Consider the following 21152-nt stretch of genomic DNA (forward strand, 5'->3'; position numbering starts at 1 on the left):
ACCCCGCCCCCCCCCCCCCCCCCGGCCCCCCCGGGGCGGGCGGGGGCGGGGCCCTGCCCACCACCCCCCCCACCTGTGGGGGGGGGCTTCGGAGCGTCCGCCCGCGCGTCCGCCCGGCCCGTCCTTCTCAGCTCGCTGGTGTGGGTGCCGCCGCGGGACGGCCGGGCGTTGGGCGTGGAGTTCCGCGCCCCGGCCGCGTTCGCCGAGGTTTTCGGTGCCTTCGCGGTCGTGGCGTGCGGTGGACCCACATCGTCCGTGCGAGGGCCGCGACGGAGACCTACCCGGATCCGCTTCCGATGCGGCCCCGCCCCGGCGGCGACGAAGGTTCCGGCCTGGACCTTCCGGACATCTTCAACTGACAGCGCGGTACGGGAGGAAAGCATTGGCTTCCTGCCGTGGATCGGGTGACCATGACTTCCGTGAAACCGTTGAAGACCGTCGCGGGCGACGCGACCAACCCTCAGGCGAAGGGTCCGAAGATCATCGCCCATGTCTGCAACGACCTGGGCGGATGGGGCAAGGGATTCGTTCTGGCGATCTCGCGTCACTGGCCGGAACCGGAGCGCGAGTACCGCCGCTGGCACCGCGAGCGCGCGGGTAACGACTTCGGCCTCGGAGCGGTGCAGATGGTCCGCGTCCGACCGGACATCTGGGTCGCGAACATGGTCGCGCAGCGCGGGATGAAGGTGGGGAGCAGCGGACCGCCCATCCGGTACGAGGCCGTCGAACGCTGTCTGTCGGCCGTCGCCGAGCACGCCCTCGTCAACGGGGCCTCCGTTCACATGCCCCGCATCGGCTGCGGCCTCGCCGGCGGCAAGTGGGAACGCATCGAGCCGATCATCAGCAGAACCTTGAGCGCCCGCGACATCGCCGTCACCGTCTACGACTACGCGTGAGACCGGCTACCCGCCTGGCACGGGGCAGCCGGTTCACGGTCAGCCCATGGGGATGACCGTGACCGCGTGGATCCGGGACCTGTGCTCCTCGCTCAGTGCTCGCCGACGAAAGGGAAGCCATGGGCGACAGTCCCCCGAGGGAGCTCATCTCGCTCGCCGATGAGGAGGGCAACAGCGTCTTGGTCAACGTCCTGGGACGCAGTCCCGGCTGGACCGCCGGGCTCGACGCGGAGATCGTCGTCCGGACCCCCTTCGTGTCCGGACGTATCGACCTGGCGTTGTCCGCCGCGAGGCTGGAGAGCTGGGCCGCCATGCTGGACCGGCTCGACGCCGGCGAAGACGTGGCCTGGATGGAGATGAGCAGCGGGCCGTCCCTCTTCATCCAGCTCACAGGCGAGCGCGACTGCCCGGAGGTGGTCGTGGAGGACGAGAGCGGGTCCATGGTCACCGTGCGGGTCCCGCTCGTCCCGCCGGACGACTGGATCGCCGGTCACCGGCGGCGTCTGCGCCAGGTGATGGATCACTGGGTTCCGATGCTGTCAGGGTAGACGGCGTTGTTCGGCGTTCGGCTTTCACCGGGTCGGGAAGGTCCCGATGGCCTTCGGCCTGCAGTCACCCACCGCTCGCCTCAGGTGAGGTCGGCGGCGGGCTCCGTCGCGTAGCGGCTCATCGTGTCGATGTTGGCCTGTGGGGTCAGCGGCCGGCCGTCGGAAAGGGCCTTCTCCAGGTCTCGGAAGTACTGCACGTACAGGTCGGGGGTGAAGGTGCTGAGCATGACGGCGGGGTGGTCGGTCACGTTGGCGAAGGTGTGCGGGATGCCGGGCGGGACCATCACGAGCGTGCCCGCGGTCGCGTCGTGGTCCTCGCTCCCGACGGTGAACCGCACGGTGCCCGAGAGGATGTAGAAGCCCTCGTCGTGCTGGGCGTGGCGGTGCTGGGGCGGGCCCTGGGTGTGCGGGGCGAGGACGGACTCGGCGATCGCGAGGCGGTGCCCGGTGTGGCTGCCGTCCTCCAGGACGCGCATCCGTGTGGTGCCCAGAACGATCGTCTCGCCGTCGCCGGGACCCACCACCGACAGGGCGGGGCGGTCGGTCCGAGGCTCGCTGGTGCTGGCTTCTCCGGTCATGCCCACGAGTCCACCGCGAGGCCCCCGCCCGTGTCCAAGACCCGTCCCGCACCGCCGATACCGGATGGGTATCCTCGCAGCGTGGAGCTGCGGACCTTGCGCTATTTCGTGGCGGTCGCCGAGGAACTCCACTTCGGCCGGGCCGCCGCGCGACTGCACATGAGCCAGCCGCCGCTGAGCCGGGCGATCAAGCGGTTGGAGGCCGAGGCCGGGGCCCCGCTGCTCGTCCGCTCGCCCGCCGGTGTCACGCTCACCCCCGTGGGCGCGGTGCTGCTCGACGAGGCGCGGGCGCTGCTCGGTCATGCCGACCGGGTCCGGGTCCGGGTGAGTGCGGCGGCCGGCGTCGCGACCGTCACGGTCGGCATCCTGGGCGACAGCACCGACCCGGGACTGTCCAGACTGGCCGCCGCCTACCGCCGGAGCCACCCCGGCGTCGACATCCGCGTCCGCGACGCCGATCTGACCGACCCGACCTGCGGGCTGCGCGCCGGGCTGGTCGATGTCGCCCTGACCCGGGCGCCGTTCGACGAGACCGCCCTGACGGTACGGGTCCTGCGGAGCGATCCGGTCGGTGCGGTCCTGCGCGCCGACGATCCGCTGGCCCGCCGCGACCGGCTGCGGCTGGCCGAGCTGGGCGACCGCCGCTGGTTCCGCTTCCCGCCGGGCACCGACCCCGTCTGGCAGTCGTACTGGAACGGCGGCGAGCCGCGCGAGGGCCCGGTGGTGCGCGCCGTCCAGGAGTGCGTACAGGCCGTGCTCTGGAACGGCACGGTCGGCGTGGCCCCGCTCGGGCACGACCTGCCCGCGGAGCTGGCCGTCGTGCCGCTGGTCGACATGGCCCCGAGCCGTGTGGTCGCGGTGTGGAACGAGGGCGACACCAACCCGTTGATCCGTTCCCTCGTCGACACCGCGACAGCCGCCTACCGCCCCTGAGCCGCGCACGCGCGATCCGGCCCGGGCTCGGCTTCGTGCGCCCTTGCCCCGCTGGAGCGCCCCTCGCCCGGCCGGTCCGCCGCCGCCCCCGCCCGCGATGACCCGGGGCGGCTCGACAGCGCCGTACCCCGTCACATCCCCCTCCGAAGTGTCGGGGCCGAGAACTGTTGACAAGGCCGATTCCGCAAACCTACCGTAAGGACTAGTCGTCTAGACTAATTTTTCTTCGCACAGCTTCGACGCGGAGGTGACAATGAAGTCGCGGACATCACCCTTGAAAGAAGCTCGCTACGAGCTGGTCGAGATTCCCGAGCCGATGGGCCCGGTCGCCGTCACCGTGGACCGGCGCAAAGTGCTGGACTACGCCTACAGTGAGGACGACTTCGGGTCCTGGTACTTCGGGGACTCCCCCTTCGGCGGCGCGGTGGGACATCCGCTCGTGCTCGCCAACGACCTGCTGTTCCTCTTCTACGAGAACTACGACGGCAACACCGCCCAGGGCCTGCACACGCACGAGCACCTGACGTTCCACTCCCCGGTCGCGGTGGGGGAGACGGTCACCGTCGAGGGTGGCTACACGGAGAAGTACGAACGCCGCGGCCAGGGCTATGTCGTCCTGGAGGCGGAGGCCCGCGGCGCCGACGGCCGGCTGCTCGTGCGGCACGTCGGCAAGGAGATCATGAGGACGGTCGCCGGTGAGATCACCGGGCAGAACCGGACGGCCGGCGCGACCCGGTCACGGACGGTGCTCGGCACCGTCGACACCGCACTCCCCGTCCTCGACCGGGCCCGCCTCGACGCTCCGGCGCGCGCCGCCCTGCCACGGCGGACGACGGTCTTCACCCAGGACCAGATGTCGGTCTTCTCCTGGGCGGGGCAGGGGTACGCCAACGTACACACGGACAGGGAGAAGGCCGCCGCCTCCGGACTGGACCGCACGATCGTCCAGGCCCAGCAGCAGACCGGCTTCGTCATCACCAACCTGGTCGACGTGTTCGGCAAGGCGTTCTTCACCTCGGGCGAACTCGACCTCCGTTTTGTCTCACCGGCCTTCGTCGGCGACGAACTCACCACCGGCGGCGCCGTCGTCGGGGTCTCGGGCGACCGGCTCGAACTGGAGGTCTGGGTGGACAAGGCCGACGGAACCCGCACCGCCCTCGGCTGGGCCTCCGCCCGCGTGGACGACGCCCCGGAACGCCCCACCCGCCTGGTCTGACCGGTTCCCCCGGTCCTGTCTCCAACCCGCCCCACACGTCTGTGAGATCGACAACGGAGTCATCCATGGCGCCATCAGTCACCACACCGCCTGCCACCGAGCAGGAACGCACCAGTCTCGCCAAACGCGCCGCCGTCGCCAGCCTCGTCGGCACCGCCGTCGAGTGGTACGACTACTTCATCTTCGGCACCGCGTCCGCCCTCGTGTTCGGGGAGCTGTTCTTCCCCAACGAGAACGATCCGATCATCGGCACCCTGTCGGCCTTCGCCGTCTTCGGTGTCGGCTTCTTCGCCCGGCCTGTCGGAGGAGTGGTCTTCGGACACTTCGGCGACCGGTTCGGCCGTAAGGCCGCCCTGGTCACGACACTCGTCCTGATGGGCGGCTCCACCTTCCTCATCGGCCTGCTGCCCACCACCGGTCAGATCGGGCTGTGGGCTCCCGTCCTGCTCGTCCTGCTCCGGCTCATCCAGGGGTTCGGCGTGGGCGGCGAGTGGGGAGGCGCCTCACTCGTCGCGGTCGAATACGCCCCGGCGGACAAACGGGGCGCCTACGGCAGCTTCCCGCAGATCGGCAACGCGGTGGGCCTGGTCATGTCCACCAGCATCTTCGCCGCCGTGTCCACCCTGCCCGACGACGCCCTGATGAGCTGGGGATGGCGCCTTCCGTTCCTGCTCAGCGCCGTACTGATCGCCGTCGGTCTGTTCATCCGGTTCAAGCTCACCGAGACACCGACCTTCCAGGCCGCGCAGGAAGAGCTGGAGAAGCTGCCCGCCGAGGAACAGGCGAAGGCGCGCATGCCGATCACCGAACTGTTCAAACGGTTCAAGAGGCCCCTGCTCCTGGCGATGGGGATGCGCCTCGGCGAGGCGGTCTTCGGCTACATCATCCTCACCATCGGCCTGACGTTCGCCGAGAACTACACGGACATCCCGCGCACCCACGTCCTGATCGCGAGCTGTGTCGCCGCCGCGCTCGCCGTCTACACGTACTACTTCTTCGGGAAACTGTCCGACCGGATCGGCCGGCGCACCGTCTTCATCGCCGGCTCCCTCGTGGGCATCGTCGTCACCTTCCCCTTCTTCTGGATCCTCGACGCCGACGCCCTCGTGCTGATGTACGTGGTCTACGCCGTGGCGTACGCGATCGGTGTGGGCGCCGTCTACGGCGTCGAACCGGCCTTCTTCGCCGAGCTGTTCGGCACGAAGGTGCGCTACACGGGCCTCTCGCTGTCGGCACAGATCCCCAGCGTCCTCATCGGACTGTGGCCGCTCGCCTCGACCGGCCTGCTGGCGGCGACCGGTGGGGATCCCTGGCCGATCGCCCTCATCACCGTCGTGGCGCTGCTCATCGGACTGGTGTGCGCGGTCATGGCCCCCGAGACCCACCGGATCGACATGACCCGTGTCGGCGAAGAGACGGAGAAGGAACGATGACCGACCCGGCTTCCCGCCCCTGGCGCGACCTGACCGACCCACGCCGCGCCGGCGCCGCGGACGACCTCGAAGAGGGGCTCAAGGAACCGGAGTTCGAGAACCTCGACATCCCCGAGGAACTCGGCACGGTACGGGTCCTCGTCGACGACCACAAGATCAAGCGGTACGCCTTCACCCACGACGACCATTCCCCCTGGCACCTGACGGAGAGCCCGTTCGGCGGGTGCCGGGTCGGACACGCGGCCCTGCTCGGCAACGACCTCGTACAGCTCTTCACCCTCGTCTACGCGGCCAGCAAGGTGGTCGGGTACCACACCGAGGAACAGATGTGGTTCGACAGCCCGGCGGTGCTCGACGAGGTCGTCACCCTCCAGGGCACCTACACCGAGGCGTACCGGCGCCGTGGCGAGGGATACGTCGTCATGGAGGCCGCGGCCACGGGCGAGGACGGGCGCAGCATCGTCCGCCATCGCGGCGTCGAGATCCTCCGGACCGTCCCCGGCACCATCGGCGGACGGGGATCGGCGTCACCGGAGCGCCGCGTCACCGGCGAGATCCCGCCGGACGCGCGGACCGTCGGCACACTGGGACCGGACGTACGCCCCGGTGACGTACTCGCGCCGCTGCGCAAGACGGTCACCGCCGAGCAGGCCGCGGTCTTCAGCCGTGTCGGCGAGTACGTGCGCAACATCCACAACAGCCTCGACGCGGCCCGCGCGGGCGGCCTGCGGGTGCCCATCGTGCAGGGGCAGCAGCAGTTCGGTGTGCTGGCCCAGTTGCTCACACTGCGCGCCGGTCCCACCTTCTTCACCGGCGGCCGGCTACGGGTCAAGTTCCTGGCGCCGCTGGAGGTGTTCGAGCCGTTCACGTCGACGGGTGTCGTCACCGCCGTCACCCCCGTCGACGAGGGCCTCCGCGTCGAACTGGAGGTCTGGGTACGCCGCGACACCGACGACCGACTGATCACGGCCGGCTGGGCCACCGTGACCGTCCCCGCGTCCTGACGGGCCGATCGCCGAAGGGCCGATGGCCGAAGGACCGATCACCACCGGACCGACCGTCCGACCGCACCGACACAGAAAGCGGATCCTCACAGATGAGTACTTCCAAGACCGGCGGCCAGCTCGTCGTCGACCTCCTGACCTCCCTCGGCGTCGAGTACGTCTTCGGCGTCGTCGGCGGCCAGACCCTCGCCATCACCGACGCGATCATCGACACCCCGGGCATCCAGCTCGTCCACACCCGGCACGAGAACGCCGCGGCCGTGATGATGGACGCCTACGGCCGGCTCACCGGGAAGCCCGCCGCCTGCATCGCCACGACCGGCCCCGGCGCCACCAACCTGCTCACCGGCGTCGGCGGCGCCTACCGGGACTCCAGTCCGGGCATCGTCCTCACCTGCAACAACAACGGCGAGAACATCCACAAGGACGATGCCCAGAACGCCGACCACGTCGAACTGTTCAAGCCGCTGGTGAAGTACTCCCGGCTGGTGGCACACAGCTCCTCCATCAAGCAGGCGGTGGAGGAGGCGTACGTCAACGCCCTCACCGGCAACCCCGGACCCGTCCACCTCGACTTCGCCCGTGACACCATCGAGGGCCAGGTGGACAACCCGCCCGCGGTACCCGGCGTCCACCCGAGCCGCGCGTGGGTCACCGAGCGTCCGTCCGCCAACCCCGTCGCGCTGGCCCGGGTCGCCGAGCGCGTCCTGCGCGCCGAACGGCCGGTCATCTGGCTCGGCAACGGCGGCAACCGCGCCCGGGCGAGCGACGACGTGCTGGCGCTCGCCGAGGCCCTCGGTATCCCGGTCGTCACGACGTTCAACGGCATCGGGGCCGTGCCGACCACCCATCCGCTGGTGTTCGGGGCCGTCAGCCGCATGGGCACCACGCTCTCCGGCGAGGTGCTGGGCGACGCCGACCTCGTCCTCGCCCTCGGCAACAGCCTCAACGCGGTGTCGACCACCCGCTGGCGGCGCGCCCTCCCCGAGGTGATCCAGGTCGATGTCGAGCCCGCGATGATCGGGCGCTACTACTCGGAGATCACCCAGGGCGTGGTGAGCGACCTCGGCTCCTTCGCCCGTGACCTGGTCGCCGCGACCGCCGGACAGGCGGACGCCGCGAAGGCCGGCCGCGCGGAGTGGATCAGCTCGCTCGACACCGCGCGCACCGCCTGGTGGCAGGGGTCCGAGGTGGCGGACGCCGGCGCCGAGGGACCGCTTTCCCCCGCCGACATCGTCCGCACCCTGCGCGAGGTGGCGCCCGAGGAGACCCTGCTCATCCCGGACGCGGGCAACCCGGGCGTCTGGTCGTTCCTCTGGGAGATCCAGCGGCCCCACAGCTACATCAAGCCCGTCGGCTTCGGGAACATGGGGTTCGCGCTCCCGTCCGCGATCGCGGCGTCGCTGATCGACCCGCAACGCCCCGTACTCGCGCTGATCGGCGACGGCTCCCTCGGTATGAGCCTCGGCGAGATCGAGACGCTCGCCCGGGTCGGCGGGAACGTCTGCGTCGTCGTCCTCAACGACTCCAGCTACGGCAACATCCGCCAGGAACAGGAGCTGCACTTCGACGGGCGCACCACCGGCGTCGACTTCGGCACCGTCGACTTCGGCATGGTGGCCCGCGCGATGGGCGTCCCCGGCGAGGTCGTCACCGGCCTGGCCGCCCTGCGGCAGCGGGTCGCCGACGCCTTCGCCGCGGGCACGCCGGTGATACTCGACGTACCGATCGACCGCGAGGTGAACGCCTGGACCTTCCCGTCGTTCGTGGCGCGGAAGAAGCAGTAGAAGGAGAGGACGGAGGTGACGGCGGACATGCCGAACACGACCGCGGCGCCCCTCGACGGCGTGAAGGTGCTCGACCTCTCGCGCTTCATCGCGGGCCCGCTCTGCACACAGGTCCTGGCCGACTTCGGAGCCGAGGTCGTCAAGATCGAGCGGCCGGACGGTGAGGACTCCCGGCACCACGGGCCCTACCACCGCGACGAGAGCATCTACATGTTCCTCTACCACCGGAACAAGTACGACGCCTCGCTGGACACCCGCCACCCCGAGGCGCTCGCCCTCCTCGAACGGCTCATCGCCTGGGCCGACATCGTCGTGGAGAACTACCGCCCCGGCACGATCGAGAAGATGGGCATCGGCTACGACCGGATGAGGGAGCTCAACCCGGACATCATCCTGGTGTCCATCTCCGGCTTCGGCCAGACCGGTCCCGACTCGCGCCGTGCCCTGTTCGACGCGATCTCCCAGGCCTCCTCGGGACTGATGAGCATGACCGGCGAGCCCGACGGCAAACCGACCCTCAGCGGCACCTACATCGCCGACTACACCACCGGCTACCAGGGGGCGATCGGGGCCCTGCTGGCCTTCCTGCACCGTGAGCGGACCGGCGAGGGCCAACTCGTCGACGTCGCCTCCTTCGACACGATGTTCTCCGCGCTCGGCGTCCGCCTCATGTCGCAGCTCATGCTCGGCCAGGACATGCCCCGCAGCGGATCACGCGACCTGCTGACCGCGCCGGTCAACGTCTACGAGGCCGCCGACGGGCCCGTCTACATCCAGGCGGGAACGGCCTCGCTCTTCCCGAAGCTCTGCGCCGTGATGGCACGGCCGGACCTGGCCGGGGACCCGCGCTTCGCCACCGTCGAGGGCCGGATGACGCACCAGGAGTTCCTGGAGGGCGAGATCGGCGCGTGGGCGGCCGGCCGTACGACGGAGGACATCGGACGGATTCTCGACGGGGCGGGCGTGCCGTACGCCAAGGTCGCCTCGGTCGCGGAAGTGGCCCGGTCACCCCAGATCGCCGCCCGTGACATGATCGTCGAATCGGAACACCCCGAACTCGGTACCATCCGGATGCCCGGTAATCCGATCAAAATGGAGAAGACCCCGCCCATGGTCCGCAAGGCGCCCCCTCGGGTCGGCGAGGACAACACGTACGTCTACCGGGACATCCTCGGGCTGTCCGCCCAGGACCTGGACCGTCTGCGCGAATCGGGGGCCATCTGACCATGGCACGCGCACCCAGGTATCAGGTGATCTACGACGACCTCGTCCTCCAGATCCGGTCCGGGACGCTCGCCCCCGCGGCGCGGCTGCCCAGCGAGACCGACCTGGCCCGGCAGTACGGGGTGAGCCGGATGACCGTACGCCAGGCTCTGGACCTGCTCGACTCCGACCGGTTCGTCGTCAGGCGGCAGGGCAGCGGCACGTTCGTCAGCGGCCACGGCGAGCGCGGGCGGCGGCTCAACCGGCTGCGCTCCTTCGCCGAGGAGATCGCGGGCACGGGCGGCGAGGCGTCCACCCGGCTGATCCACTGCGCGACCGCGCCCACCCCCGCCGACGTGGCGGAAGCCCTCGGCGCCAGGGACGACGAACCGGCCAACCGGCTCACCCGCGTCCGTCTCGTCGACGGTGCGCCCGCCGCGCTCCAGGACGCCTGGATCCCGTACGCCGTCGCCCCGTCGCTCTGCCGGGAGCCGCTGCTCGACGACTCCCTGTACCGCACCCTGACCGAACGCTTCGGGGTCGAACTGCGCTACGCCGACCAGTCCATGACGGCCACCCTGCTCACCGGCGAGCAGGCGGAGCTGCTCGACGCCCGGCCGGGCACGCCCGCACTGGAGGTGCGCCGCACCACCTACGGATCGCGCGGCGAGACCGTCGAGTTCACCACGAGCTGGACCCTGCCCGGATTCCCCTTCCTCCTGCGGATCGACGCCGAATGAGCGCCCATGTCGTCGCGGTCGACGTCGGTACGTCGGCCGTGCGGGCCATCGCCGTCGACACCGGGGGACAGGTCCTCGCCCACCGGCGCATCGCCCGTACGTCGGGACTCGGCGGAGACACCTTCGACGCCACCGAGCTGGACCGGGACGTACGGGCCGCGCTGGCCGGGGTGTCCGGCGGACCCGCTCCCACGGCACTGGCCGTCGCCGCGCACATCGGTACCGTCGCCGTCGACACGGACCACCGGCCCGTCGGCCGGGGCGGCGGCTGGGCCGACTCCCAGGGCGTGCCGCGGCTCGCGGCGCTCGGCGAGCCGACGGTGCGGCGGCTGCTGCGCACCGCGGGCCGTCCGGCGCTGACGGGCGGCGCCCTCGCCCACTTCATGGGGATGGAGCCCGGCCCCGCGTCGACGGTGCGCGCGCTGCTGTCACCGAAGGACTTCCTCGTGGCCCGGCTCACCGGCCGGCTCACCGCCGACACGATCAGCGCCGCCTACACGCTCGCCTCCGACGTACGGCGTCGCGCGTGGAACACCGGCCTGCCGGTCGAGACCGGCCTGGACCCCGGACTCCTGCCACCGCAGTCGGAGCCGACGTCGGTGGTCGGCACCCTCACCGCGGAGGCGGCGGCGGCCACCGGCCTGCCCGTGGGACTTCCCGTGGTCGCCGGCGGTCCTGACGGGTCCGTCGGTATCGGGCTGCTCCTGGGCGGGGCCGACGGTGTCATCGCCGATGTCGCGGGCACCACGGATGTCATCGGCCGGCTGCTCCCGTCCCCCGACGGGGTACCGGACCGCGCCGTGCTCAACCCCTCCGTCCTGCCCGGCCGGTTCGTCGCCGGCGGGGCGACCGGCCTCACCGGCGGCGCGGTCGCCCAGTGGCGCTCCCTGGTCGGCGCGGTCGAGGACGAGCGGCTCGCCGCGGTGCCCCCGGGCGCGAACGGGCTCACCGTCCTGCCCGCCATGACGGGCGCGCGCTTCCCGACCTGGCGCTCCGGCGCCCGCGGAGCGCTGCTCGGCCAGCGGCCCGGCCACGACGCCGCCTGTCTGCTCCGGGCCGCCCAGGAGGCGGCGGCCTTTACCGTCCGTGAAGGGGTGGACCTCCTGGACCCCACGGGCACCCTGCCGGTCGTGATGGCCGGCGGCGCCACCCGCGGCAGGCATGTGGCGCGGCTGCGCGCCGACATCCTCGCCCGGCCCCTGCTGATCTCCCCGCAGCCGGATGTGACCCTGCTCGGCGCGGCGGCGCTCGCGTTCCTCGGCTCCGGGCTCGACACCGACCTGGACTCCGTACGCGAGCGCCTCATCGGCCGGCCGCGCACGGTCGAGCCCGACGCGGCCCGCGCGGAGCGCTACGGGCTACTGCACTCCCGCTGGCGGGAGTTGCGCGACGCGGCGGACGCGGCGGACGCGGCGGACTCCGTGTAGGGGGCGGGCGGGGCGGACGGGGCGGACTCGGCGGACGGGGGCGACCGCTGACCGGGCGGGCCGGTTCGGTCCGCCCGGCCACCCGCCGCCCGCTCTACCACTCGGTCAGTGACCCGTCGGGGTTGCGCCACACCGGGTTGCGCCAGCGCTGGCCCGCCTCGGCGGCCTTGCGTACGGCCCTCTCGTCGATCTCGATGCCGAGTCCCGGCCCGGTCGGCCGGCTGATGTGGCTGTCGGAGAAGTCGAAGACGCTTCTGTCGACCAGGTAGTCGAGGAGGTCGGAGCCGCCTCCGGTGTTGTAGTGGATGCCCAGACTGGTCTCCTGGATCAGCGCGTTGGGGGTGGCGACGTCGATCTGGAGGCTGGCGGCGAACGCGATGGGGCCGAGCGGGCAGTGCGGGGCGAGTGCCACACCGTACGCCTCCGCCATGGCGGCGATCCGGCGGACCTCGGAGATCCCGCCGGCGTGGGACAGGTCCGGCTGTGCGACGGCGATGCCGGAACCGAGCAGATCGCGGAAGTCCCAGCGTGAGTAGAGCCGTTCCCCGGTGGCGATCGGCACGGTCGTGGAGGCGCAGATCCGCCCGAAGTCCGCGGTCAGCTCGGGCACGATCGGCTCTTCGACGAAGAGCGGGTGCAGCGGCTCCAGCAGGCGCAACGCCTCGCGGGCGACCGCGGGCGAGACGCGCCCGTGGAAGTCGACGGCGATGTCGGCCGTGTCGCCGATCGCCTCGCGCACGGCGGCCACCCGGCCCACCAGCAGGTCGAGTTCGGCCTTGGACTCCAGTGCGCGGGCCCTGCCGGTCCCGTTCATCTTGACCGCGTCGAAGCCCTGCGCCATACGTTCCAGCGCGTGGTCGGCGACCCCGTCCGGTTCGTCACCGGCGATCCACGAGTAGGTGCGCACCCGGTCGCGCACCGCGCCGCCGAGCAGTTCGTACACGGGCACGCCGAACGCCTTGCCCTTGATGTCCCACAGCGCCTGGTCGATGCCGGCCACCGCGCTGGAGAGGATGGGCCCGCCCCGGTAGAAGCCGCCCTTCGTCATCACCTGCCAGTGGTCCTCGATACGGAACGGGTCCTGGCCGACGAGATGGTCGGAGAGCTCCTCGACGGCCGCGGCGACCGTCGCCGTACGCCCCTCGACGACCGGCTCGCCCCATCCGGTGATGCCCTCGTCGGTGCGTACGGCCAGGAACAGCCAGCGGGGTGCTACGGAGAAGGTCTCCAGCGCCACGATCTTCATTGGTCCGCCTTCCTTCCGGTGATCGACTCGATGAGCGCGGGCAGTTGTGCGAACTGGCCGGGGTCGGCCAGCGCCGATCCGAGCGACACCGCCGCCGCCCCCGCGCCGAGGAACTCCCTGGCGTTGGTGAGATCCATGCCGCCGGTCGCGACGAAGCGTGCCCAGGGGAAGGGGCCGTGCATCGCGGCGATCCAGCCCGCACCGAGTACGGCCGCGGGGAACGCCTTGAGCCAGGTGAGCCCGAGGGCTTCGGCCTGCTGGATGTCCGTGGCGGTCGCGACGCCCGGCAGATGCGGCAGGCCCGCCGCGAGCGACGCCTCGGCGACCTCGCGGGAGAAGCCGGGGGCCACGGTGAAGCCCGCTCCCGCCTCCACCGCCCGCGCGACCCGCTCGACGGTGGTCACCGTGCCGGCGCCCACCACGGCTCCGCGCTCCGCCCCCGCCTCGACCGCGGCGCGCAGCGCGGCCACCGCGGACTCGTTCTGTACGGGCACTTCGACGAGCCGGACACCGACGTCCCACGCCCGCCCGCTCACCTCCACCGTGCGGGCGGCGTCGAAGCCGCGCAGGATGGCCATGAGCGGCAGCGCGTCGAAAGCGTCCTGGAACAGCCCTCCCGACGCGGTGTTCGAGCGGTCCACGGGGTCACTGCGGTTCATGGGGTTCATCGCGTCCATCCGAGTGTGCGGGAGACGGCCTGCGCCGTGTGCCTGATGGCCGGGAGATGTGTGCGCAGGACGGTGAGGTCGGTCTGTGCTTTCAGCGCCGTCACCGAGATGGCCGTACGTATCGTTCCGGTGCCGTCCCTGACCGGTACGGCGACACAGTTGACGAACGGCTCGTACTCCCCGTCGTCCTCCGCCCAGCCGCGCTCCCTGACCTCCCGCAGCCGGGCGGCGAACGCGTCGGCCGTGGTCACCGTGGTGTCGGTGAACCGCTCGTAGACGTAACCGTCCAGCAGCGCGGCGCGCTCGTGGTCGGGCAGGAACGCCAGGATCGCCTTGCCGACCCCGGAGCTGTGCAGCACGACCGGCTTTCCGATCTGCGAGTACAGCCGTACCGTGCCCTGCGGTTCGACCTTGTCGGCATAGATCACGCGCCCGTTGTCGACGGTGGCGATGTGCACCGTGAGCCGGAGCTTGCGGCCCAGCTCGGTGAGGAACGGGTGTGCGCTCGCCCGCAGATCGAACTGTTCCAGGGCGGCTGCCGCCAGTCCGGCGAGGCGGTACCCGACGGCGAAGGTGCCGTCCTCCCGCCTGCGGGCGAGACCGCCCTGGCAGAGATCCTGGAGGAGCCGCAGCGCGGTGGTCCGGTGCACACCGAACCGTTCGGCGATCGCGGCCGGGTGCTGCGGGCCCGTGCTGAGCATCTCCATGATCTGGATGGCCCGTTCGACGGTCCGGCTCATCGGACAGTGCCGTCCGGGCCGGCCGCCGGGCGGCGCAGGGACGTGGCGTCGGCGTGGTCCTCGACCGAGCCGAGCGCGAAGGCGGCGACCCGGTGTCCCAGCCGCAGTCTCTCGGCGGGGGGTTCGTTCCGCAGCCAGGCCGACAGGTAGCCCGCCGCGAACGCGTCGCCCGCTCCGACCGGTTCGACCACGTCGACCGGCTCGGCGGGGACGAACACGCCTGGTTCCGCGCCGGGTTCGAAGAGCACGGCGCCGATGTCCGCGTTCTTCACCACCACGCTCACCGAAGGGCCGACGAGGTCGCGTACCTCCTCGGCGGTCGTGGTGCCCCAGACCTCCGCCGCCTCGTCGAGCCCGACGAACACGACATCGGCGTCCCGGGCCAGGGCGAGCAGCGGCGCGGCGGCGTCCTCGCCTCTCCAGAGCGCCGGACGGTGGTTGACGTCGAAGGAGCGCAGGACCCCGGCCTCGCGTGCGCGGTCGAACAGGGCCGTGGCGGTACGGGCGCAGCCGGGCGACAGCGCGGCGGTGATGCCCGACAGATGCACCAGACGCACCGCGGCGACGGGGAGCGTGTCCAGATACGCGGGGGTGAGCAGGGAGGCCGCGGAACCGCTCCGGTAGTAGTGGACCCGGGTGCCGTCCGCGCGGGAGGGGTCCTTGAAGTAGACAGCCGTGGGGGCGGACGGATCCCGTTCGACGTGGCGTACGTCCACGCCGGGCCGGGCGACCGCCGAGAGCACCCGGTCGCCGAGCGGATCACTGCCCACCCGGCTCGCCCATGCCACCCGGTGGCCCAGATCGGCGAGGTACTGTGCGACGTTCGACTCGGCGCCCGCGACCGAGAGGGTCGCCTCACCCGCCGTGGCGAGCGGCCGGCCCTGCCGGGGTGTCACCAGGACCATGGCCTCCCCGAGGCACAGGACTTCGTGGTCCGACACTTCTTCCACACCTCCGCACTTCTCTCGCACGAGGCGGGGCGCGGTCGCCCGTACGGCGCGCCGCCGCCGCCAGGGGCCCTTGCCGCCCAAGGGGGTCCGGCCACGTTAACCCCACCCGAAGCGCTCTGCGCACACCGTGTGCACATGCTGCACAGCCTCATCCCTCCCCGCGCGGCCGGAGCGCCGTGGTGACCGGCGGCGGCCGCGACCCGGCCGGAGTCCCGCGCGCCGTCGCCCCGCGCCACGGTTGGCTCCGCTGTCCATCCGGCCGGCCCCCTTCGCGACCCGGGGGCTTCCCGGATGGGCGGCTGCTTCCGCCGTTCCTAGCCTCGGCACATGACAATCCGACGTTCGTGGTGGTCGGCGCTCGTGCCGGCGCTCGCCGTGTCCCTCCTGCCCTCCGCCATGGCCTCGGCCGCGCCGAGCCCCTCGGACGGCGGCTGGTCGGTGCGGCGTGACGCCGACGCGCTGCGCGACGCCGGGGTCACCGGGGTCGCCGTCCGGGTGGAGACCCCGCGCGGGACCGTCACGGCCCGCTCCGGGGTGGGGGACCTGACGACCGGACGTCCGGTTCCGCGGGACGGGTATCTGCGGCTGGGCAGTGTCACCAAGACGTATGTCGCCACCGTTCTGCTCCAACTGGTGGGCGAGCGGCGGATCTCGCTGGACCGGACCGTGGAGCAGGTGCTGCCCGGAGTCGTCTCCGGAGCGGGGAACGACGGCAGGACCATCACCGTCCGGGACCTGCTGCGGCACACCAGCGGCCTGCCCGACTACCTCTACGACGTCTTCCCCGACCCCGGCGCAGGGACGTACTTCGCCCAGCGGTGGCGTGCCTACCAGCCGCGCGAGCTGGTCGCCCTGGCCGTGCGCCATGCGCCGGACTTCCCGGCGGGCACCCGCTGGGCGTACTCCAACACCAACTACGTACTCGCCGGAATGATCATCGAGAAGATCACCGGTCACTCCTGGGAACAGGAGGTGCACGCCCGTATCCTGCGCCCGCTCGGTCTGCGGCGGACCGACACTCCCGGCACCCGGCCCTTCCTGCCGCGTCCGCACGCCGCCGACTACCAGCAGTTCACCGCCGACGGCCCGTTGACCGACACCACGATCCCCTACCGCCCCATGGACAGCGGGGCGGACGGTTCGATGACCGGCACGGCCCGCGACGTCAACCGCTTCTTCCGCGCGCTGGTCGGCGGACGGCTGCTGAAGCCCGCGGAACTCGCCGTCATGCGGGCCGGCGTCCCGGTGCCGCAGGACGGCGGTCAACCGGCCGGCACCCGGGACGGCCTGGGGCTCTTCGTCACCCCGCTGTCCTGCGGCGGAGAGTATCTGGGGCACGGCGGAAGCGGCTTCGGATATGTCGTCCGGGCCGCGACCACCGCGGACGGCCGGCGCGGTGTCACCGTCTCCGCGCACAGCCGGGCCGCGGACCCGCAGGCCGCGGCCCGGCAGGAGGAGGCGTTGCGCGACCTCGTCGACCGTGCCCTGTGCCGTACCCCGTGAGCGCCGGGGAGCCGTCCCGTCCCACGGGGGAGGGGCGGCTACTCCCCCGAGGGCGCGGTCAGTTGGGTGCCGAGGGCGACCGGTGTGCCGAAGTTCGGGGTGCCGTCGGCGTTCCAGGTGAACTTCTGCGCCCGGGTGGTGCGGTTCATGTCGCAGCCCCCGCCGGCCGTGGCGTTGGCGTGGTAGACGATCCAGTCCTCGGTGCCGTCGGGCGACTTGAAGAAGCCGTTGTGGCCCGGACCGTACACACCGTTGGCGTTGGACCGCTGGAAGACCGGGTTCGGCGACTTCACCCAGGACGAGGAGTTGAGCGGATCACCGCCGTTGTAGGTGAGCATCCCCAGCTTGTAGTCGGGTGTGGAGCAGTGGCTCGCGGAGTAGACGATGAAGGTTCTGCCACCCCGCTGAAGGACCTCGCCGCCCTCGTTGACCGCGCCGCCCACCGTCTCCCAGGCGTAGGTCGGGGTGGACAGCAGCCGCCGGGTGCCGCTCGCGGTCCACGGGTTCGACAGCGGGCGGATGAACATCGGCTGCGAGCCGTTGTAGTAGGTGCCGAGAAGGTAGAGCCTGCCGTCCAGTTGCAGGATGCCCGGGTCCAGCTCCCAGGTGTTGTCCTGCGTGGGGTCGAGCAGATCGGCCTTGAAGGTGTAGGGCCCCATCGGGTCCTGGCCGGCGCTCTCCAGCACGTGGATCCGCTGGGTGCCCAGGTTGTACGGCTCCCGGCCGGCCGTGTAGTAGAAGTACCACCGCTTCCCGCTCGGGCCGTCCAGCAGATGGAACTCCGGGGCCCACATCGTGCCCGCCCCGTTGGGCCGGGTCAGGCGGAAGATCACCTGGTCGGGGGCGGTGGCGAGCCCCGCCAGGGTGGCGGACCTGCGCATGGTGACCGTCGAGTTCCAGGTCGTGGTGGCGAGGTAGTAGAAGCCGTTGTGGTACGTGAGCCAGGGGTCGGGCCCGTGCTGGGAGAGCGGGTTGGTGAAGGTGGCCAGGGCGGTGCGGTCACCGGCGGAACCGGCCGGCCCGTCGGTCCCCGCGAGGGCGGCGGACGCGGGCGGCGCCACCAGGAGGGCGACCACCAGGGCGAGTACGGAGACGAGCGCGGACAGGAATCTGGAACGGGTCACTGAGCCACGTCCTTCATCGGTGGGTGGGGGTGTACGCCGTCGCCGCGAGGGGCCCGGCCGAGGGCTGGGCGCCGCCGCGGCGGTGGACCTTGACCTCGGTGAGCCCCGTCCTCGCCCCGGAGGCGTGGGTGACCAGGATCCGTATCCGCTGGGCGCCGAGCGCCGGGAAGCGCACCACGTTGTAGTTGGCCCGCGGGACCTCCGGGCTTCTGGTCTGGCCGGGTACGTTCACCCATGTACTGCCGTTGTGGTACTGGACGGTGTACGCGGCGGGTGCCCGGTAGGCGGCGCTCGCCGGGCGGCTGTCCTTGAAGTACAGCCGCACCTCGTCGAGGGTGCGGGCCGTGCCGAGGTTCAGCTCGTACCAGTCCTGTCCGCCCGGGGAGCCGCCGGCGCCCCAGAACGGCTCGTTGGTGGGGTACCCGTCGACCGCGCCCGCGACGCCGGTGCCGGATCCGGTGGAGGACGCGGACACCGCCGCCCCGGAGGCCAGGTTGGGCAGGTCGGCGGTGAGGTCGACGCCGGCCTTGGCGAGCATGTCGACCATCCGGGGGCTGCTCTGCACGACCTGGTTGGGGGCGCGCAGACCGGCGACGGCCGTGCGGTACGTGACCGTGCCGCTGGTGGTGACCTCGCCGGTGGCCGGGTCCCAGGTGAAGGGCACCAGCGAGTTGACGGTGGCGGCGCGGTTCCCGTTGACGTAGATCGAGTAGCCCTCGGGGACGCCGGGATAACGCTGCACCCCGTCGGCCGGGTCGTCCCAGACGATGGAGAGATCCGCGCCCCGGTAGCGGAGGTTGTTGACGGTGAAGTGGCTCCACCCGATGTTGATCGGGGAGAGTTCGACCTTCGCGTCGCCGCGCGGCCGCAGCCCCGCGACATCCTCGATCACGGTCCAGTTGCTGCTGCCGAGGATGTTGTGGTGGATCCACGAACGGTAGTTGACGGTGCTGCCGTTCCAGTCGGCCCAGAACTCGTTGGCGTCCGGCCACTGGGTGTTGCCGCCGACGTACTGCGCCCAGGTGTTCCAGTAGAGCAGCTTCTTGTAGTCCGTCGCGTTCATCCAGGTGTTGGGGTAGTTGCGAAGCACCGAGGAGTAGAGGCGGAACTGCACGGTGGAGTTGATCGTGGAGAAGTTGTTGGAGCCCGGGTTCCCGGCGTCGGCCGCCGCCTTCTTGTCGGTCTGGTTGGCCGTGTAGAAGGGGAAGACGGGGTACTGGGCCGGGTCGGCGAAGAGCCGCAGGGCCTGCTTGTACGTCGCGGTGTCCGGGACGGCTCCGACCGAGAACGGGTAGTAGTTGTTGATCTCCTTCCAGGGCACCCATTCGTTGGTCGACTTCAGCCGGTGCTCGAAGAGCTGCCGGTTCGGGTTCCAGAGGACGTTGAGGATGGCGTCCTTGATCTGGCCCGCGAGGGTGCGCATCTCGGTGGCCTTGGCCGTGTTGCCGGTCGCCTCGTACGCCTGCGCCGCGGCGAGCGCGCCGCTGTACTGGTAGGCGGACTCGGCGCGGTCCATGTTGCCGGGCTTCCAGTGGAAGGAGACGGCGTCGGCGTCGTTGCCGGTCATGGCGCCCCAGTCGTACTCGATGAGCTTGTTGTTGTCGTGGTCGTACTGGGCGAGCTGGCCCTTGACGTCGCCCTCCGCGTAGTGGGCGAGGCTGGCGGCGATCCCCGGCTGACCGCCGTGGATCTGGTAGCTCTTCCACGCGGCCTCGGCGATGTACTGGGTGTAGCTGTTGGACCAGTTCTCCGGGTCGCCCGGGTTGTCGAGGAACCGCCCGCCCTTGGAGACCTGGCCGACGCTGAGCCAGTCCCCGTACGCGTACGACGGATCGCGCAGATACTTGAGGTCGTCGATGTGCATGGGCTGGGTGAGCGCGATCGCGTTGTTGTACCCGAGGACGCCCTCGGTGGACGTCGGGAACTGGAAGGTCTGCCCGGGGATGTCGGCGTCGAGGTTGTTGAAGCGCATCAGCCACCAGCGGTAGTAGATGTTCTTCTTGATCGCCGGTTCGGGCACGTCGATGTACGGCACGTTCTGCGCCCACCACAGGTTGTAGGCCCGGACGTGGGTGGCGAACGCGGTCGCGTTGGAGTAGCCCGCGTAGGCGTTGTACTCGGTGAGCGACGCGGGGATCTCGTCGGTGACGAAGCCCATCACGACCTTGGCGGTCGCCGTGGCGCCGGGCGCGATCGTCACCGACCGGACCAGTTGGCCGCCGGTGGCGGTGAAGCCGTCGCCGGTGAGGCGCGGGCGCAGGGTCGTGAGGTTGTTGTAGGCGTTGACCTGCCCGGTCAGCTCACTGCCGCCGCCGGTCGTGGCGTACGGCGAGGCGGCCCGTAACTGCAGTGTGGTGGCGGCCGGACCGGCGTTCCTGATCGACAGGTTGGTCACGGCCACGTTGTTGTCGGTGATGAACTTGGTCTGGCTGACCGTGACCGAGCCGCCGGTGTGCACGCTCGTCCAGTGGCTGGGCGTCTGCCGGCGCTGGGAGACCTGCTCCGTGAAGGTGCCCGGAGTGATCGCGACGGTGTACGCGTTGTTGTCGTTGACGCTCTCCCAGTAGGCGACATGGCCGCCGAAGCCCAGCACCGCCGGGTTGTGCGTCTTCATGAAGAGCGCGCGGCCACGGCTCATCAGCCAGGATCCGGCCGGGTCGTTGCCGGTGCGGGCCAGCAGCCGGTCCATCCAGAAGTCGGTGCCGGAACTCTCCGCGTCGTACATGGTCCGCATCATGTCGCCCGGTGTGTACGCGGTGGGCGGGGCCGGGATCGCGGGTCCGCCGAAGGTGGGGAACCCGATGGTCTGGTCGGCGTGGGCCGCGGGCGTGGCGAGGAGGGAACAGGCGAGCATCACCAGTGCGACGACGAGGCGCTTCATGGCAGGGCCCGCCGTTCCCGGATGCGCGCCGCGGCCACGCCGGGACCGGCCGGCCCAGGGTGGCGCGCAGAGGCGCAGAGCGTTGCTGACGCCCCCTCCCGGGGGCTCCGTCCGTCGTCTTCTCATCGGATGCTCCCTATCCAGTTGACAGCGAGCTTCTGCTCGCGGGGGCGCCGGCGAGCGCACCGCCGGCTATGTGGTGCTCCTGACAAAAGCCACACGTGGAAGCGCCGGAGAGCGAGGAAGAAGGTCGGACAGGGGAGGGCTCCGCCGCG

Annotated in this window: 18 protein-coding genes; 11 read left to right on the top strand and 7 right to left on the bottom strand. The window is 71.3% G+C overall.

The features are described from left to right. Positions 1-410: 410 nt before the first annotated feature. Together ACFXPK_RS26010 and ACFXPK_RS26015 are read left to right on the top strand one after the other, a co-directional pair. Positions 411-896 carry a macro domain-containing protein gene (locus ACFXPK_RS26010; RefSeq protein WP_385079101.1) on the top strand — a complete coding sequence of 162 codons (486 nt, stop codon included), beginning with the start codon at positions 411-413 and terminating at the stop codon, positions 894-896. 119 nt (positions 897-1015) lie between these two features. Further along, positions 1016-1444, top strand: a complete 429-nt coding sequence (locus ACFXPK_RS26015; RefSeq protein WP_385079104.1) for a DUF5959 family protein — start codon at positions 1016-1018, stop codon at positions 1442-1444. An 80-nt stretch (positions 1445-1524) separates the two neighbouring features. Here ACFXPK_RS26015 and ACFXPK_RS26020 read toward each other — a convergent pair whose 3' ends face one another. Beyond that, positions 1525-2022 (bottom strand): cupin domain-containing protein, encoded by a 498-nt coding sequence (locus ACFXPK_RS26020; RefSeq protein WP_384995119.1) that lies wholly within the window; start codon positions 2020-2022, stop codon positions 1525-1527. Between the two features lie 81 nt (positions 2023-2103). Between ACFXPK_RS26020 and ACFXPK_RS26025 the strand changes: the two genes are divergently transcribed. From ACFXPK_RS26025 to ACFXPK_RS26060, 8 genes are all read left to right on the top strand, one after another. After that, positions 2104-2955 carry a LysR substrate-binding domain-containing protein gene (locus ACFXPK_RS26025; protein ID WP_385079107.1) on the top strand — a complete coding sequence of 284 codons (852 nt, stop codon included), beginning with the start codon at positions 2104-2106 and terminating at the stop codon, positions 2953-2955. Positions 2956-3229: 274 nt separating this feature from the next. Then, on the top strand, positions 3230-4171 hold the full coding sequence (locus tag ACFXPK_RS26030) for a MaoC/PaaZ C-terminal domain-containing protein (protein ID WP_385079110.1): 942 nt from the start codon (positions 3230-3232) through the stop codon (positions 4169-4171). 65 nt (positions 4172-4236) lie between these two features. Continuing rightward, positions 4237-5604 carry an MFS transporter gene (locus ACFXPK_RS26035; protein WP_384995127.1) on the top strand — a complete coding sequence of 456 codons (1368 nt, stop codon included), beginning with the start codon at positions 4237-4239 and terminating at the stop codon, positions 5602-5604. Next, positions 5601-6608 (top strand): hypothetical protein, encoded by a 1008-nt coding sequence (locus ACFXPK_RS26040; RefSeq protein ID WP_384995130.1) that lies wholly within the window; start codon positions 5601-5603, stop codon positions 6606-6608. The genes ACFXPK_RS26035 and ACFXPK_RS26040 overlap by 4 nt, the downstream gene beginning before the upstream one ends. Positions 6609-6700: 92 nt before the next feature. Further along, positions 6701-8395, top strand: a complete 1695-nt coding sequence (locus ACFXPK_RS26045; protein WP_385079113.1) for a thiamine pyrophosphate-binding protein — start codon at positions 6701-6703, stop codon at positions 8393-8395. A 27-nt stretch (positions 8396-8422) separates the two neighbouring features. After that, the gene (locus tag ACFXPK_RS26050; protein ID WP_384995134.1) at positions 8423-9619 is read left to right on the top strand and encodes a CaiB/BaiF CoA transferase family protein; all 1197 of its coding nucleotides are present in this window, start codon (positions 8423-8425) and stop codon (positions 9617-9619) included. 2 nt (positions 9620-9621) lie between these two features. Beyond that, complete coding sequence (locus tag ACFXPK_RS26055) at positions 9622-10338, top strand: GntR family transcriptional regulator (protein ID WP_384995137.1); 717 nt, start codon at positions 9622-9624, stop codon at positions 10336-10338. Continuing rightward, positions 10335-11765: an FGGY-family carbohydrate kinase gene (locus ACFXPK_RS26060; protein ID WP_385079117.1), complete on the top strand. Its 1431-nt coding sequence runs from the start codon at positions 10335-10337 to the stop codon at positions 11763-11765. The genes ACFXPK_RS26055 and ACFXPK_RS26060 overlap by 4 nt, the downstream gene beginning before the upstream one ends. Positions 11766-11859: 94 nt before the next feature. Here the strand turns inward: ACFXPK_RS26060 and dgoD are convergent, their stop codons facing one another. The 4 genes from dgoD to ACFXPK_RS26080 are packed head-to-tail and all read right to left on the bottom strand — an operon-like array spanning position 11860 to position 15360. After that, positions 11860-13011 (bottom strand): galactonate dehydratase, encoded by a 1152-nt coding sequence (gene dgoD, locus ACFXPK_RS26065; protein ID WP_384995142.1) that lies wholly within the window; start codon positions 13009-13011, stop codon positions 11860-11862. Then, entirely contained in the window at positions 13008-13670 is a 663-nt protein-coding gene (locus ACFXPK_RS26070; protein ID WP_385079120.1) for a bifunctional 4-hydroxy-2-oxoglutarate aldolase/2-dehydro-3-deoxy-phosphogluconate aldolase, read from the bottom strand. The genes dgoD and ACFXPK_RS26070 overlap by 4 nt, the downstream gene beginning before the upstream one ends. Positions 13671-13675: 5 nt before the next feature. After that, on the bottom strand, positions 13676-14419 hold the full coding sequence (locus ACFXPK_RS26075; protein WP_385079123.1) for an IclR family transcriptional regulator: 744 nt from the start codon (positions 14417-14419) through the stop codon (positions 13676-13678). Further along, positions 14416-15360: a sugar kinase gene (locus ACFXPK_RS26080; RefSeq protein WP_385079126.1), complete on the bottom strand. Its 945-nt coding sequence runs from the start codon at positions 15358-15360 to the stop codon at positions 14416-14418. The genes ACFXPK_RS26075 and ACFXPK_RS26080 overlap by 4 nt, the downstream gene beginning before the upstream one ends. A 336-nt stretch (positions 15361-15696) precedes the next feature. Here ACFXPK_RS26080 and ACFXPK_RS26085 point away from each other — a divergent pair, with 336 nt between their 5' ends. Beyond that, positions 15697-16872, top strand: coding sequence for a serine hydrolase domain-containing protein (locus tag ACFXPK_RS26085; RefSeq protein ID WP_385079128.1), 1176 nt, complete (start codon positions 15697-15699; stop codon positions 16870-16872). A gap of 38 nt (positions 16873-16910) precedes the next feature. Here ACFXPK_RS26085 and ACFXPK_RS26090 read toward each other — a convergent pair whose 3' ends face one another. Beyond that, a complete protein-coding gene (locus ACFXPK_RS26090; protein WP_385079131.1) occupies positions 16911-17996 on the bottom strand; it encodes a family 43 glycosylhydrolase in 1086 nt (361 codons plus the stop codon). 13 nt (positions 17997-18009) lie between these two features. Further along, positions 18010-20877, bottom strand: a complete 2868-nt coding sequence (locus ACFXPK_RS26095; protein WP_385079134.1) for a hypothetical protein — start codon at positions 20875-20877, stop codon at positions 18010-18012. Between the last annotated feature and the right edge of the window lie 275 nt (positions 20878-21152).

Origin of the sequence: Streptomyces sp. NPDC059142 (genome assembly GCF_042755665.1) — a bacterium.
In the GTDB taxonomy this organism is placed as follows: domain Bacteria; phylum Actinomycetota; class Actinomycetes; order Streptomycetales; family Streptomycetaceae; genus Streptomyces.